We start from the raw sequence: 12,511 nt of genomic DNA, 5'->3' as shown, positions 1-12,511 counted from the left end.
CCGAGACGGAACCCCTGCTCACGCCGGACATCAGGGGCTCACGTACTAGAGTGGTCGCCCGGCCACCGCCGAACAACGACAGAACCAGCAATGCCGCATTAACCGCGGAGTTAACGAGACAGGGATTCCGTGGAGCTGCGCGAGATCGAGATCTTCTTGACGCTGGCCGAAGAACTGCACTTCGGCCGGACCGCCGAGCGACTCAATGTCACCCCGGCGCGCATCACGCAGGCGATCAAGAAGCAGGAGCGGCAGATCGGCGCGCTGCTGTTCGAACGCACCAATCGCACGGTGCGGCTCACCTCGGTCGGCGAGCAACTACGCGACGACCTGCGACCTTTGTTCGAGGGATTGGAACGCAGTGTGCGGCGCGCCAAGCAGGCCGCCCGCGGGCACACCGCGGTCCTGAAACTGGCTCTGCTGCCGTTCAATATCGCCGAATTCCACACCTACTGGAACGAATTCCGCGCCCGCCACCCGCAGTGGGAGCTCCAGGTCCACCGACTTCCCTACACCGACGTCTTCGGGTCCGTGCGCAAAGGCGACTACGACGTGATCGCCGTGTGGGGCCCGGTCCCGGACGACATCACCATCGGCCCAGCCCTTTTCAGCGACGACCGCGTCCTGACGGTCAGCCACGACCACCCCCTCGCCGACCACGACACCGTGTCGGTCGAGGACTTCGCCGACCACCCGCACTCCATGCCGCCCGGCAACCCCCGCGAATGGGAGGAGACCTATCTCCCCTTCACCACCCCCGGCGGCCGCCCCATCAACCGCCTGCGTCCCGTCACCAATGTCGACGACCTCATCGAATGGGTCCTCAACGGCGACATCATCCACCCCTTCCCCGCGCACGTCACCGAGTTCTGGAAGATGTCGCACGTCCGCTTCATCCCCATCCCGGACCTGCCGCCACTCACCTACCACCTCTGCTGGCGCGCCGAGGGCGAGACCGAACCCATCCGCGCCCTCGCCCAGGTCCTCACCGACCTGCGCGGCGCATAGGCCTACTCCCAGGCGAAACGGGGCTGGTCGAAGTGGTCGACGCGGGTCGCGCGGCCGTGCAGGGCCACTTCGCGGAACTGGTGCAGGATCGCGGCGGTGGGGGCGTGTAGGTGGCCGCCGAGCAGGGGGAGCTGGATGGTGGGGCGGTCGGAACCGGGGACGGTGGCGAAGCGTGGGTCCACGTCGAGTTCGGCGAGTGGGATCCAGTGCACGGAAGCCACTTCGGCGGGGTTCGGGGCGAGAGCCGGCGGATCGGCGACCCAGGCCACGACGGGGGTCATGATGTAGCCGGATCGGGTCGGGTAGTCGTCGAGGAGGCCGAGGACGGCCGATCGGGGCAGGGCGATGCCCAGTTCCTCGTGGAGCTCGCGCAAGGCGGCGGCCTGAGGGTCCTCGCCCGGGTCGAGTCTGCCGCCGGGGAGGGCCAGCTGGCCGGCGTGGGCGCGCAGGCTAGGCGCCCGCTCGGTCAGCCAAATACCCTGTTCCGCACCGCGATCGACGATCGCGATCAGGACCGCGGCGGGCTTGCGGCCCTCCGGGTCGACGGTCCGGCGGGGAAACGCGTCCATCGCCTGGGCGACCGCTGCCCGCAACCGATTCGCGGGCACGTCGTTCCAGCGGTATCCGCTGCGATCTTGATCGACGGCCATGCGCCGAACCTAGATCGCGGCGGCGGGCAGCGTCAAGCAGCCAGTATCGTTCCGGCATGCGCGATTTCGGGATGGGATTTGCCCAGTTCTTGGCGGGGCAGCGGTGGGCGGCTCGGCATCGCCGGGAGTACGGGCTGGGACTGGTGCCCGCGCTGATCACGCTGGTGATCTACGGGGCGGCGCTGGTCGGGGTGATCGCCTGGGGCGGGGACGTGACGGAGACGCTGACGCCGTTCGCGAACGGATGGCCGAGTCCCTGGCTGGGGTTGTTCCGCGGGGCGCTGATGGTGGCGTTGATCGCACTGGCGGTGCTGGTGGCGGCATTGACCTTCACCGCGGTGACCCTGTTGATCGGATCGCCCTTCTACGACGTGATCTCCGAGCGGGTCGACCGGTCGGTCTCGCCGGACGGGAGCGCCCCGGAATCAGGGCTGGCCTGGTGGGTCGAGTTGTGGATATCCGTGCGGGACAGCGCCCGAATCCTGGTGCGAGCCATGCTGTGGGCGGTACTGCTGTTCGTCCTGGGGTTCGTACCCGTCATCGGGCAGACGGTGATCCCCGTGCTCGCGGTGTTCGTCACCGGATTCTTCCTGACCCAGGAACTGACTTCGGTTGCGCTGCAACGACGCGGGGTGCACCTGAACCAGCAGATGGCCATGCTGCGGTCCCGCAAGGCCGTGGCCTGGGGATTCGGCGCACCACTCGCGGCCGCGTTCCTCATCCCGGTGGTGGCCGTGTTCCTCATGCCCGGAGCGGTCGCCGGGGCCACGCTGCTGAGCCGCCAGCTGCTGGGGGAACCGACCCGGGTCTGACCCCGCCGCTCACAGGGTCGAGAGGGCGAAGGCGGTGAGGAATCCGGCGACGGTGACCAAACCCGTGACCAGGTGAGCGTTTTCGAAGGCCTCGGGGATCATCGTGTCGGCGATCATGGTCAGGATGGCGCCCGCCGCCAGGGCGATGATCGCGGCCAGGACAGACGCGGACAGCACGTCCGACAAGGTGAAACCCAGCATGGCCGCCGCCGCGCTGAGCACGGCGATGCCGCCCCACAGGCCGAAGATGTAGGCGGGAGTGCGGCCCGCGCGGCGCATGCCGGTCGCGCTGGACAGGCCCTCGGGGATATTGCTGATGAACACCGCTGCGACGGTCGCGACGCTGACCGCGCCGCCGGAGGCGATGCCCACACCGATGATCATCGATTCGGGGATGCCGTCGAGCAGCGCGCCCAATGCGATCGCGGTGCCCGAACCTTCCTGATCGGCCTCCGAAGGCTGTTGATCACCGGACCGTTTGCGATGCCGAGCGCCACGGCGAGCCAGCGCGCTGTTCGCGCCGGTGTACACCACGGCCCCGGCCAGCGCGCCGACAGTCGTGGGCGCCAGACCGCCGCGCGCGTGCGCCTCGTCGATCAATTCGAACGAGACCGCCGACAGCAGTACGCCACTGCCGAACGCCATGACGGTCGCCACCAGCTTGGCGGGAACCTGGACCAGGTAGCCCAGACCCGCGCCCATCACCAATGCCGCGCCCGCGAGCAGCCCCCAGCCACCCGCCTCGACCACAGTGCCCATGTCCAGTGACTACCACCGGATCCGGCCCGACGGTGCGCGACCGGCCGATGGGCGACTCAGCTCGTGACGACGGGCAGGGCCTGGGCTTCGGCGAACGCCGCCATGTCGACCATGCGGCGGGCATTGGACAGCGCAGTGATGGTGCACACGCCCAGCGCCCCCGTGCGGTCGTAGAGGGTGGCGGTGGAGACCGCGATGCCGTTCGCGGACACGTGATCCCGGGCGTGCACGCCGATCTCCGGGCCCTCCGGCAGGCGCGAGAGGGTCATGGTGACATCGGTGTTGATGTAGCCGACGCCGGCGGTGCCCCAGTTGCACACCAGGTTGGTGGTGTCGGCGGCGAAGGCCGCGCGCTCGAACGGGGTGATGGGCTCGCCCGCGATCAGGGGCGGGACATTGTTCCAGGCGGTCTTGCGGTGCGGGTTCACACCGGAGGCGAAATCGTGGGTCCAGTCGGCGGATCCGGACTTGAACAGCGGTGGCGCGCCCTCGGGACGGTCGAGCCGCTGGTCGGGGACCGGCAGGTCCTGGGTGGGCTGCCAGATCTCGCCGGGCGGCTCGGCCGCGGCGATCAGGAATTGGACGGTCGCGCGGGCCCGGACCTGGTCCTGCTGGACGATCGAGGCGTCGACCACGCGAATGCGGTTGCCGTCGCGCACGATCGAGCTGTGCAGTTCGATCGGCTCGTTCAGGACGGGGCTGAACATGTCGACGGTGAAACGGGCGGGCACGAACTCCGGGCCGGGGCTGTGGGTTTCGAGCTCGTGGGCCAGCAGCCCGCAGACGGCGGTGCCCGCGAGCTGGCTGGAAGACCAGGCGCTGACCGCCATGCGGGTCGCCGTGTAGCGACCGTCCTCCCGAGTGAAGAACGCGGTCATGATGCCTCCCCTGCCTGGTGGTGATCTTCCAAATTAGAACACGTGTCAGAAACGCGGGGGAAGGCGCGCGTCCCGATCAGCGGGCAGCGGGCGGGGTCAGTTCACCCAGGGCGGGTTCACCACGGTGCCGTCGAGCAGCTCGCCGGTGAAGCCGACCGGGGCCGTGACCAGCACCTCGACGGGCCGGTCGGACGGGTTGTCCAGGCGGATGACCGAATCCGCGGGGGCCACGCCCGCGTCACCGGCGGCGAGGCGCGCCGACTCCCCCTGAATGGTCAGCGTGATCGAGCCCGCCAGCACCACGAAGCCCTCCTCGCGGTGGATGCGGTGCGCGACACCCTGGGTGCCGGGCGCGATCTCGAGGCGCCACACGCACAGCTCGCTGCTGCCGGCGCTGGGGCGGATCAAAGGGGTGAAGCGGGAACCGTGCATCTCGTGGGACTGGATATCGGCGGCGTGGACGACGGGCATGAGCACTCTCCTTTAGTCAAGTAGCTTGACCATATAGTCAAGCTTGTTGACTTCTTTGTCAAGTGCCAAGATCTCAGACATGCCCGGACCCGCACAGGACCTGCCGCTGCTGCTGCTCGCGGCCGCCGCCGAGGTGACCGACGCCATCAACGACGGCTGCGTGGCGGCCGGGTTCACCGACATCCGGCCCACCCACGGCTTCGCCTTCGTGCGCATGGCGCCGTCCGGGGCGACGGTCGGCGAGATCGCCGAACACCTGGGCGTCACCAAGCAGGCGGCCAGCCAGCTGGTCGACGAACTCGTCAAAAAGGGCTACGCGCAGCGCAATCCACATCCCACGGATGCCCGCGCCAAGCTCGTCACGCTCACCGACCGCGGCTGGGCCTGCACCCGCGCCGCCGACGCGGCCGCGGCCCGATTCACCGAGCAGTGGGCGGCGACACTCGGGCTCGAAGCGACGGTGGGGCTGCGCAACGCCCTCGCGCGCGTGGTCACGCCGGGCCGCGTGCGACCCTCGGCCTGGTGACCGATCCGCCTGGCACTCAGCCCAGTTCGAGGGTGGTCGCGCCGAACACCCGATCCAGCCGGAAATCCCGCACCGGCCCGGTGTACATGCGCGCGGTCTCGAAGCTCGGCGTCAGACCGGCCTCCTCCATCAGGCGCACCGCGGGCTCGTTGACCAGCGGAACATCCACCGCCAGCGGCATTCCCGCCGCATGCGCGGCCAGCGCGGCCAGCAGCTGACGCGCGTCAGCGGGCGTATCCGCGAACAGGGGTCCGACCCGCAGGGTGTCCCGGGCCGGGCGCAGGACGGCGTACCCGGTGAGCGTGCCGTCGACAATGCGCGCGAACGTCCGATGCCCCGGCTCGTCGAGCCAGGCGGTGAGAAATGCCGGGCGATCCGCCGGATAGCACGCGGAGTCGTACGGCAGCAGTTCCGCCGTATCCGCCGGGGAGAGCGCTGTGACCGCGTTGTCGGGCAACGGCAGTCGCGGCACCCCGATGAATCGCGCACTGCTGTAGGCGAGTTCGAATCCACTGCGCCGATAGTTGTCCTGCTGTGCGGGCACCCCGTCCAGGCCGACCACCCGGTTTCCCGCGTGCTTCAACCCGGCTTCCCAGGTGGCCAGCCCGAATCCACGCCCGCGCAGCTCCGGCCGCACCAGATAGAAACCCAGGAAGGCGTAGTCCGCGCCGTAGTTGACGACCGAGACCGCGGACGCGGGCTCCCCGTTCACCCGTCCGAGGAAGAACCCGTCGGGATCCTGCGCGAAATACGAAGTGGTATCCCGCCGCCCCGGATTCCAGCCCTCGGCGGCGGCCCACTCCACCACGGTGGCCCACTCCCCCGGCGTCGCCCGGGAAACGACCAGATCATCGATGCGCACGGTCTCCGGCATGCGATCAACGGTAGTCGCAAAACCGCTGCTACTCGGCAGGATTCGCGGAGCCCGGCACAGAGCGACAGCAGCGCGGGCCGGTCGCGCCGGCGGGGGCCCGAGCGGGCGGCCGATCGGGGTCGGAACTCCGGTAGGGTCGGTGTGTGATGGCCCGCGACCTGCGAGGTTGCGCGGAGTTCGAGGAAGAGATGGCCGACTACGCACATTCCGATCACGCCAGCCGGAGCCGCGAGGAGAAGGCTCGGCGGCTGGCCGCGTATGTCTGGGCACGCGGGATCAGCGGGGACGAACTGCTCGAACTCCCGGTGGCGCAGCGGCGGAAACTGGCCCGGGCGGCGGACACCAATCCGCCCAGCACCGAGGAGACCTGGCAGGTGGTGGCCCGGCTGCTCGGCGAGAAGGACGCCTGGGCGGCCCGGAATCCGGGGCATCCGGCGGCCGTGCGCGATCACGCGGACGAGAAGATCCTGTGGGTGAAACCGCCGGTCAAGCCCTGGGAGTAGCGGCAAACCCGTCGCCCGTGAACTCTTGACAGCAAGAAATGAACCAGGGTTCACTGCTTGAGTGTCCCCCGACTATGAGAACCACGCCGGCACCCGCCCGGCCGCCTGGCGCGACGACCTGACCGCTGGCGACGACTCGCTGTTCGCGGGCCGCCCGGAACCGGTGAACGAATACACCGGGCGCACCCTGACCTACGAGGTGACCGGCCGGATCGCGCGCATCACCTTCAACCGGCCCGAGCGCGGCAATGCCATCACCGTCGACACCCCGATCGAACTGGCCGCGGCCGTCGAACGCGCCGACCTGGATCCGCGGGTGCACGTCATCGTGGTGAGCGGGCGCGGCAAGGGCTTCTGCGGCGGCTACGACCTGTCGATCTTCGCCGAGAACGGCCTCGAACCGGCCGAGGGCGCCCAGCCCGCCGAGGGCAGCGTGCTCGATCCGGTCGTGCAGGCGCGCAATCACAATCCCTGGGCCACCTGGGATCCCATGGTCGACTACGCCATGATGTCGCGCTTCAACCGCGGCTTCTCCAGCCTGCTGCACGCCAACAAGCCGACCGTGGCCAAGGTGCACGGCTTCGCCATCGCGGGCGGCACCGATATCGCGCTGTTCGCCGACCAGATCATCTGCGCCGACGACGCCCGCTTCGGCTACCCGCCCACCCGCACCTGGGGCATCCCCGCCGCGGGCATGTGGGCGCACCGCGTCGGCGATCAGCGGGCCAAGCGCCTGCTGTTCACCGGCGACAGCCTCAGCGGCACACAGGCCCTCGAATGGGGCCTCGCCATCGAGGCCCCGCCCGCCGACGAACTGGACGCGCGCACCGAGGAACTGCTGGAACGCATTTCGATGGTGCCGATCAACCAGCTGATCATGGCGAAGCTGGCCCTCAACAGCGCGCTGCTCAGCCAGGGCGTGGCCAACTCCGGCATGGTCAGCACCGTGTTCGACGGGATCTCACGGCACACCCGCGAGGGCTACGCCTTCCAATTGCGCTCGGCCACCGCCGGTTTCCGCGAGGCCGTGCGGGAGCGCGACGAACCGTTCGGCGATTGGAAGCGCGCGCAATTCGAGAAGCCCGCGGGCGAGTCGAAACCGGCCGAGCCCGAGGCGTAGCCGGGCCGGGTCGGCGACCCCGCCCGATCGCGGCTCAGTCGATCCCGTCCGGATCCGTGCGCTCGACCTCGGCGACCACCCGGTCGGCCAGCGAGCGCACGGCCTTCGCCTCCTCGGCGGTCATCTCGTCGATGAGCAGCCGACGCACCAGCTCGACGTGATTCGGCGCGGCGGCCTCGAGGGCGGCGCGGCCCGCGTCGGTGAGCCGGATCTCGCGGCCGCGGGCGTCGTCGGCGGCCTGGCAGCGGTCCACCAGGCCGCGGGTCGCCATCCGGGACAGATGCTTGGACAGGCGGCTCTTGTCCCAGCAGATCTCCGCGCCAAGTTCCTTGGCGCGCAGCTGGCCATCGGCCGCGGACAGCGCGACCAGCACTTCGTAGTCGGAGAACGACAGCCCGTCCCGGGTCAGTCCGGCGGCGATCGCCGAGTCCAGGCGTTGCCGCATGCGGATGAAGGACTGCCAGGTCGTCTGTTCCTCATCGGTCAGCCAGCGCGTCATGACATCCATGATATCGGGAAATAGTTGACATGGACACCATGACAATCCTCAGGAAGTTCACGGAGAATCCGTGCCACCCCCGGCATGCAACCTTCGGTACAGTACTGACCGTTCGATTTGCGTAGTTCTGGCGGAAATCGTCAATGCCCGAGCGCATTTCGGTCAGGACGAATGAGAGACATAGTGGCAGAAGAGGTTCCGGCATTCGGGGTAAATCCCCTAATTCACCTCTATGCATAGCTCATCCGGTTGACAATGCAACGTTGCGCCAGAACACTCGGGCCAGCTAACCCTAACCGCGCCGACATTGAGGAATACATGAACGTTCGCCGGCTACTCGTCACCGCCAGCGTCGCGGGCCTGACGACCATCGCAGCCCAGACCGCCGTCGCCACCGCCGATGTCATCACCGGATCCGCCGGTACCGGATCCTCCGCCATCGACACCGGTTCGGCTGCCACCGGCTCCGCGGGTCTCAGCCAGACCGGCTCCGCCGGCGGCCCCGTGTACCAGAACTGCGACCAGGCCCGCGCCGCCGGCGCCGCTCCGCTGTTCCGCGGCCAGCCCGGCTACAGCCCGCACCTGGACCCCGACGGCACCGGCATGGCTTGCCCGACGGTCTGAGCGAGACCCAAAAATGTGGCCCGGTCCAATTGGACCGGGCCACATTCATGTTCGGGTCGGAGGGCTGTCCCCCGGGTACCGCTGCCGCTCAGCGGCGGAAGATCTTCACCACGACCAGGGTCGCGATCAGGGCGCCCGCGCCGATCAGGCTGTACTTGATCTTCGGCTCGTTGATCTTGGCCACCAGGGACTGTTTCGCGTTCTCCGCCAGCCGCTGAGGGTCGGCGCGTACCGCCAGCTCGTCGAGGGTGCTCGCGAGCCGGTTGCGTGCGGCCTCGATCTCCCGCTCGATCGCCTCGGTATCTCTCGCCACGTCACACTCCTGTCTGAAAGCCGCGCGGAATCCGCGGCGCCGTCGAATCGGGGCCGCTCTCGCGCGACGCACGCGCAGGCGAGCCGACCTGCCGAGAGTGTATCGCCAACACCGGCTCGAGCCCGTCGACTAGCGTGGCGGCATGACCGAGAATCACCGACTCAGTCCCGGGGACACCGCGCCCGCCTTCACCCTGCCCGACGCCGACGGCAAGGACGTCTCGCTGTCGGACTACCGCGGCCGCAAGGTGATCGTGTACTTCTACCCGGCCGCCAGCACTCCCGGCTGCACCAAGCAGGCCTGCGATTTCCGCGACAACCTGGCCGATCTCGACGGCGCGGGCATCGACGTCATCGGCGTCTCCCCCGACAAGCCGGCCAAGCTGGCCAAGTTCCGCGACACCGAACAGCTCACCTTCCCCCTGCTGTCGGATCCGGAGAAGGAGACGCTGGCCGCCTACGGCGCCTTCGGCGAAAAGATGATGTACGGCAAGAAAGTGACCGGCGTCATCCGGTCCACCTTCCTGATCGACGAGAACGGCAAGGTCGAGGTCGCCCAGTACAACGTGCGGGCCACCGGCCACGTAGCCAAGCTGCGCCGAGACCTGTCGGTCTAGGCGAGACCCGGCGGACACCGCCGCCGAACACAGCGAGCCCCGGTCCGCGTCGCGGATCGGGGCTCGTCAGGTCAGGACTTCGGGTGTCGACCCGCTAGGCCTTGGGCATCATCTGGGCGGCCCACTGCAGCATCATGCGCCAGTGGTTGTCCCACCAGGAGGCGAACTCCGCGGTGCCCGGGGCCGGTGGCGCGAGTTCGCCCGGGAACAAGCCGGATGCGCCCGGGGAGCCCGCCGTGCGGGTCGGAGCGGGGATGATCGACTCCGGGCTCGAGGCCATCGTGGACTCCGGCTCGGCCTTGATCAGCGGCCGCGGCTTGCCACCGGAACGCGCGGGACCCCAGTTCAGGGTGGCCGGGTCGACGCTCCACACATCGCCGGGCTGCAATTCGGTCGCGGGCTGCGGGTCCGCGTTCGGGGCCACACCGTCCTCCCCTGCCACCGGGCCGATCGGCAGGCCGTCGGCCCCGAGGACGGAACCCGAGTCCTGGCCGGGGACGGCCGCGTCACCCATCCGGTGCTCGCCGTTGTTCCCGTCGGCGGTGACCCGGGAATCGGTGAGGACGGGTTCGGGCACCTTCTTGGACTCGCTGCCCGAGGCGAGGACGCCGCCCACCACCAGGCCGCCCGCCAGCACGCTGGCCGCCGCGAACAGCGCCGCGGAACCACGGGCCCGGCGAATGCGCTCGGCCACCTCCCCGACGAACTCCGCCTCGGGCAGCGCGGTCAGCGCCGCGCCGAGGGCCGGGGCGGCCGCCGCCACCTGGCATGGGATCACGGGCGCGCCGAAGCCGGACTCCAGCGCCGCCACCACGGCGGATTCGGTTGCGGCGGAGCCGATCAGCACCACCGCGTCCGGCTTCACCCCGGCCGCGTCGAACTGGTCCCAGGCGGCGGTGACCGCGGAACGCATGGCGTCGTCGGTGGCCGCGCCGCCGGTCAGCGTCACCGCGGCGAGCACCCGGGCGCGGTCCGGCGAGATGAGGGAGAACGCCTGGAAGCCGGGCACCACCTCGCAGATAGCGAGATCCTCGAATTCGTCCACCCAGGTCATGGCGCGGGCCACCGCCAGGTGCGAGGCCTTGGCGGACACCAGCGAGGCGTCGTGCCAGGGACCAGCGGCCAGCTTGGTGACGATGGCGCGGCGCTCGGCGGCGTCACGGTAGGTGACGGCCGCGCCGATGATCTCCCGATCCGCGCCGATCTTGTCGGCGATGTCCTCGAGCGCCGTCTCCACCGCGACCGCCAAGTCGGCCTTCGCATCTCCGCCGATCGGCAGGATGCGCTCGAGCACCACGCGATCGGTCAGCTTGTCGCCCGTGTCGGCGAGGGCCACGGCGCGCACCGTGCCGCGCTCGGTGGCGACGCCGAGCGTCACCGCGGTACGAACAGGGGTAGAAGCAACCACAATCAGCCTTCCAACGTCGACGTACAGGCGAGGATCACGCGGTCGAGAGAGGAGAACCGAGGACGAAACGGGTTCGAAAGAGGCCGGGCCCCTTTCAACGGAGAACCGCAGCTGAGAGGCAGCTGCGATGATTCTTCGGAGCCGACGACGGCTCGGATGGGTCGGATTCGGTGACACACGAACTACCGCAGCGTGTCATGCGCGTGTCGTAACCCGTAGGCTGTTGAGCGTGGAAGCACGCACGGGAACCAGGTCGGCGCGACGACCGGACCCTGCGTTGGAGCTGCAGGACGACCCACAGGAGCTGATGCCCCGTCGCCGCCCGACGCAGGAACGATCGAAGCGCAAGTTCGACGCCCTGTTGCAGGCCTCCCGCGAATTACTGGTCGAGGTCGGCTTCGAATCGTTCACCTGCGAAGAGGTCGCGGCCCGCGCGGAGGTGCCGATCGGCACGCTCTACCAGTTCTTCGCCAACAAGTACGTCATCGTCTGCGAGCTGAATCGCCAAGACCTGGTGGCGGTTTCACAGGAGCTGGCCGACTTCCACGGCGAGATCCCGTCCATGGACTGGCTGCGGCACATGACCCAGCTCGTCGACCACCTGGCCGACCTGTGGATGACCGACCCCTCCCGGCGCGAGGTGTGGCTGGCCATGCAGTCCACCCCGTCCACCCGGGCCACCGGCGCGATCCACGAAAAGGAGTTCGCCGAAGCGGTTTCGCAGATGCTGCGCCCGCTGATGCCGCGCACCCCCCGCGGCCGCCGCTCCATGATGGCGCAGGTGCTGGTGCACGTCGTGTACTCGATGCTGAACTTCTCGGTCCAGGACGGCCTGGCCCACGAGGACGCCGTCGCCGAGCTCAAGCGCCTCATGGTGGCGTATCTGCTGATCGCGGAGAAGGAATCGCGATCCGGCGGGCAGCGCACCACCTTCGATCCGGAGTAGCGCGCACCCGCGAAACCGCGTCAGTCGCGGATCAGATCGGCGAGCTCGCCCGGATCCTCGAGCACCACCATGGCGGCGGCGGTGTCGCCATCGTGGGTGAGCGACAGGTGAACTCGCACCCGCGGCAGGAATTCCGCTGCCAGCCCGTGCAATTTGATGCTGGGCCGTCCCCAGGCGTCGTTGACGACCTCGATCAGCGGATACGGATTGTCGCCGATCTGCGGGCTGCGGGCGAAGCGGGATGACGCCCACGCCTTGATGACCGCCTCCTTCGCGGCCCAGCGGGTGGCATAGCTGCGTGCCGGGTCGGTGCCCTTGCTTTGGCAATAGCGCCGCTCCCCAGCGGTGAAACTCTCCCGGAGCATGGTGGTTCCGGTGCGTTCCATTTGCTCGGCGAACTCGGAGATGGTGACCAAGTCCAGGCCGATACCCAGGATCGTCACAGTGCGGGACTCCTAGATTCCTCGTAGTGCAGTCGAATTGGCTGCGAACATACCAGCGGAC

The 12,511-nt window shown here is 69.1% G+C and carries 17 protein-coding genes; 8 read left to right on the top strand and 9 right to left on the bottom strand.

The genetic code is table 11. The features are described 5' to 3' along the window. Positions 1 to 129 precede the first annotated feature (129 nt). A complete protein-coding gene (locus ACQP06_RS07335; protein ID WP_433671431.1) occupies positions 130 to 1,008 on the top strand; it encodes a LysR family transcriptional regulator in 879 nt (292 codons plus the stop codon). 2 nt (positions 1,009 to 1,010) lie between these two features. Here the strand turns inward: ACQP06_RS07335 and ACQP06_RS07330 are convergent, their stop codons facing one another. Next, positions 1,011 to 1,658 carry an NUDIX hydrolase gene (locus tag ACQP06_RS07330; RefSeq protein ID WP_433671429.1) on the bottom strand — a complete coding sequence of 216 codons (648 nt, stop codon included), beginning with the start codon at positions 1,656 to 1,658 and terminating at the stop codon, positions 1,011 to 1,013. 56 nt (positions 1,659 to 1,714) lie between these two features. Between ACQP06_RS07330 and ACQP06_RS07325 the strand changes: the two genes are divergently transcribed. Next, on the top strand, positions 1,715 to 2,470 hold the full coding sequence (locus tag ACQP06_RS07325; protein ID WP_433671427.1) for an EI24 domain-containing protein: 756 nt from the start codon (positions 1,715 to 1,717) through the stop codon (positions 2,468 to 2,470). Between the two features lie 9 nt (positions 2,471 to 2,479). On the opposite strand, the gene ACQP06_RS07320 is transcribed toward ACQP06_RS07325, so the two are convergent. From ACQP06_RS07320 to ACQP06_RS07310, 3 genes are all read right to left on the bottom strand, one after another. Further along, the gene (locus tag ACQP06_RS07320) at positions 2,480 to 3,229 is read right to left on the bottom strand and encodes a ZIP family metal transporter (RefSeq protein WP_433671425.1); all 750 of its coding nucleotides are present in this window, start codon (positions 3,227 to 3,229) and stop codon (positions 2,480 to 2,482) included. Between the two features lie 56 nt (positions 3,230 to 3,285). Further along, on the bottom strand, positions 3,286 to 4,107 hold the full coding sequence (locus ACQP06_RS07315) for a thioesterase family protein (RefSeq protein WP_433671424.1): 822 nt from the start codon (positions 4,105 to 4,107) through the stop codon (positions 3,286 to 3,288). A gap of 96 nt (positions 4,108 to 4,203) precedes the next feature. Then, complete coding sequence (locus ACQP06_RS07310) at positions 4,204 to 4,578, bottom strand: cupin domain-containing protein (RefSeq protein WP_433671422.1); 375 nt, start codon at positions 4,576 to 4,578, stop codon at positions 4,204 to 4,206. Positions 4,579 to 4,657: 79 nt separating this feature from the next. Between ACQP06_RS07310 and ACQP06_RS07305 the strand changes: the two genes are divergently transcribed. Next, positions 4,658 to 5,104 carry a MarR family winged helix-turn-helix transcriptional regulator gene (locus tag ACQP06_RS07305; protein WP_433671421.1) on the top strand — a complete coding sequence of 149 codons (447 nt, stop codon included), beginning with the start codon at positions 4,658 to 4,660 and terminating at the stop codon, positions 5,102 to 5,104. Between the two features lie 16 nt (positions 5,105 to 5,120). Here the strand turns inward: ACQP06_RS07305 and ACQP06_RS07300 are convergent, their stop codons facing one another. Next, positions 5,121 to 5,978: a GNAT family N-acetyltransferase gene (locus ACQP06_RS07300; protein ID WP_433671420.1), complete on the bottom strand. Its 858-nt coding sequence runs from the start codon at positions 5,976 to 5,978 to the stop codon at positions 5,121 to 5,123. A 188-nt stretch (positions 5,979 to 6,166) separates the two neighbouring features. Here ACQP06_RS07300 and ACQP06_RS07295 point away from each other — a divergent pair, with 188 nt between their 5' ends. Together ACQP06_RS07295 and ACQP06_RS07290 are read left to right on the top strand one after the other, a co-directional pair. Beyond that, entirely contained in the window at positions 6,167 to 6,481 is a 315-nt protein-coding gene (locus ACQP06_RS07295) for a hypothetical protein (RefSeq protein WP_433673262.1), read from the top strand. Positions 6,482 to 6,542: 61 nt separating this feature from the next. Next, positions 6,543 to 7,601 (top strand): crotonase/enoyl-CoA hydratase family protein, encoded by a 1,059-nt coding sequence (locus ACQP06_RS07290; protein ID WP_433671419.1) that lies wholly within the window; start codon positions 6,543 to 6,545, stop codon positions 7,599 to 7,601. 34 nt (positions 7,602 to 7,635) lie between these two features. On the opposite strand, the gene ACQP06_RS07285 is transcribed toward ACQP06_RS07290, so the two are convergent. Next, on the bottom strand, positions 7,636 to 8,100 hold the full coding sequence (locus tag ACQP06_RS07285) for a MarR family winged helix-turn-helix transcriptional regulator (RefSeq protein WP_433671417.1): 465 nt from the start codon (positions 8,098 to 8,100) through the stop codon (positions 7,636 to 7,638). Between the two features lie 318 nt (positions 8,101 to 8,418). Between ACQP06_RS07285 and ACQP06_RS07280 the strand changes: the two genes are divergently transcribed. Continuing rightward, the gene (locus tag ACQP06_RS07280; protein WP_357284238.1) at positions 8,419 to 8,724 is read left to right on the top strand and encodes an excalibur calcium-binding domain-containing protein; all 306 of its coding nucleotides are present in this window, start codon (positions 8,419 to 8,421) and stop codon (positions 8,722 to 8,724) included. An 88-nt stretch (positions 8,725 to 8,812) separates the two neighbouring features. On the opposite strand, the gene ACQP06_RS07275 is transcribed toward ACQP06_RS07280, so the two are convergent. Continuing rightward, a complete protein-coding gene (locus ACQP06_RS07275; protein ID WP_357090596.1) occupies positions 8,813 to 9,037 on the bottom strand; it encodes a DUF3618 domain-containing protein in 225 nt (74 codons plus the stop codon). Between the two features lie 142 nt (positions 9,038 to 9,179). Between ACQP06_RS07275 and bcp the strand changes: the two genes are divergently transcribed. Continuing rightward, positions 9,180 to 9,653, top strand: a complete 474-nt coding sequence (gene bcp, locus ACQP06_RS07270; protein WP_433671416.1) for a thioredoxin-dependent thiol peroxidase — start codon at positions 9,180 to 9,182, stop codon at positions 9,651 to 9,653. A 94-nt stretch (positions 9,654 to 9,747) separates the two neighbouring features. Here the strand turns inward: bcp and ACQP06_RS07265 are convergent, their stop codons facing one another. Beyond that, positions 9,748 to 11,031 carry a hypothetical protein gene (locus ACQP06_RS07265; protein WP_433671415.1) on the bottom strand — a complete coding sequence of 428 codons (1,284 nt, stop codon included), beginning with the start codon at positions 11,029 to 11,031 and terminating at the stop codon, positions 9,748 to 9,750. Between the two features lie 337 nt (positions 11,032 to 11,368). Between ACQP06_RS07265 and ACQP06_RS07260 the strand changes: the two genes are divergently transcribed. After that, the gene (locus tag ACQP06_RS07260; RefSeq protein ID WP_357284577.1) at positions 11,369 to 12,007 is read left to right on the top strand and encodes a TetR/AcrR family transcriptional regulator; all 639 of its coding nucleotides are present in this window, start codon (positions 11,369 to 11,371) and stop codon (positions 12,005 to 12,007) included. Between the two features lie 20 nt (positions 12,008 to 12,027). Here ACQP06_RS07260 and acpS read toward each other — a convergent pair whose 3' ends face one another. Further along, a complete protein-coding gene (gene acpS, locus ACQP06_RS07255; RefSeq protein WP_326311540.1) occupies positions 12,028 to 12,450 on the bottom strand; it encodes a holo-ACP synthase AcpS in 423 nt (140 codons plus the stop codon). Positions 12,451 to 12,511: the final 61 nt, after the last annotated feature.

Source organism: Nocardia sp. CA-136227, from assembly GCF_050955695.1.
Classification (GTDB): domain Bacteria; phylum Actinomycetota; class Actinomycetes; order Mycobacteriales; family Mycobacteriaceae; genus Nocardia.
The sequence above is the reverse complement of the archived record's forward strand: the minus strand, read 5'-3'. Positions and strand labels throughout refer to the sequence as shown.

Bases quoted from the DNA above. Each gene is read 5' to 3' on its own strand.
- ACQP06_RS07330 (WP_433671429.1), bottom strand. From the start codon at position 1,658: ATGGCCGTCGATCAAGATCGCAGCGGATACCGCTGGAACGACGTGCCC.
- ACQP06_RS07325 (WP_433671427.1), top strand. From the start codon at position 1,715: ATGCGCGATTTCGGGATGGGATTTGCCCAGTTCTTGGCGGGGCAGCGG.
- ACQP06_RS07320 (WP_433671425.1), bottom strand. From the start codon at position 3,229: ATGGGCACTGTGGTCGAGGCGGGTGGCTGGGGGCTGCTCGCGGGCGCG.
- ACQP06_RS07315 (WP_433671424.1), bottom strand. From the start codon at position 4,107: ATGACCGCGTTCTTCACTCGGGAGGACGGTCGCTACACGGCGACCCGC.
- ACQP06_RS07310 (WP_433671422.1), bottom strand. From the start codon at position 4,578: ATGCCCGTCGTCCACGCCGCCGATATCCAGTCCCACGAGATGCACGGT.
- ACQP06_RS07305 (WP_433671421.1), top strand. From the start codon at position 4,658: ATGCCCGGACCCGCACAGGACCTGCCGCTGCTGCTGCTCGCGGCCGCC.
- ACQP06_RS07300 (WP_433671420.1), bottom strand. From the start codon at position 5,978: ATGCCGGAGACCGTGCGCATCGATGATCTGGTCGTTTCCCGGGCGACG.
- ACQP06_RS07295 (WP_433673262.1), top strand. From the start codon at position 6,167: ATGGCCGACTACGCACATTCCGATCACGCCAGCCGGAGCCGCGAGGAG.
- ACQP06_RS07285 (WP_433671417.1), bottom strand. From the start codon at position 8,100: ATGACGCGCTGGCTGACCGATGAGGAACAGACGACCTGGCAGTCCTTC.
- ACQP06_RS07280 (WP_357284238.1), top strand. From the start codon at position 8,419: ATGAACGTTCGCCGGCTACTCGTCACCGCCAGCGTCGCGGGCCTGACG.
- bcp (WP_433671416.1), top strand. From the start codon at position 9,180: ATGACCGAGAATCACCGACTCAGTCCCGGGGACACCGCGCCCGCCTTC.
- ACQP06_RS07260 (WP_357284577.1), top strand. From the start codon at position 11,369: ATGCCCCGTCGCCGCCCGACGCAGGAACGATCGAAGCGCAAGTTCGAC.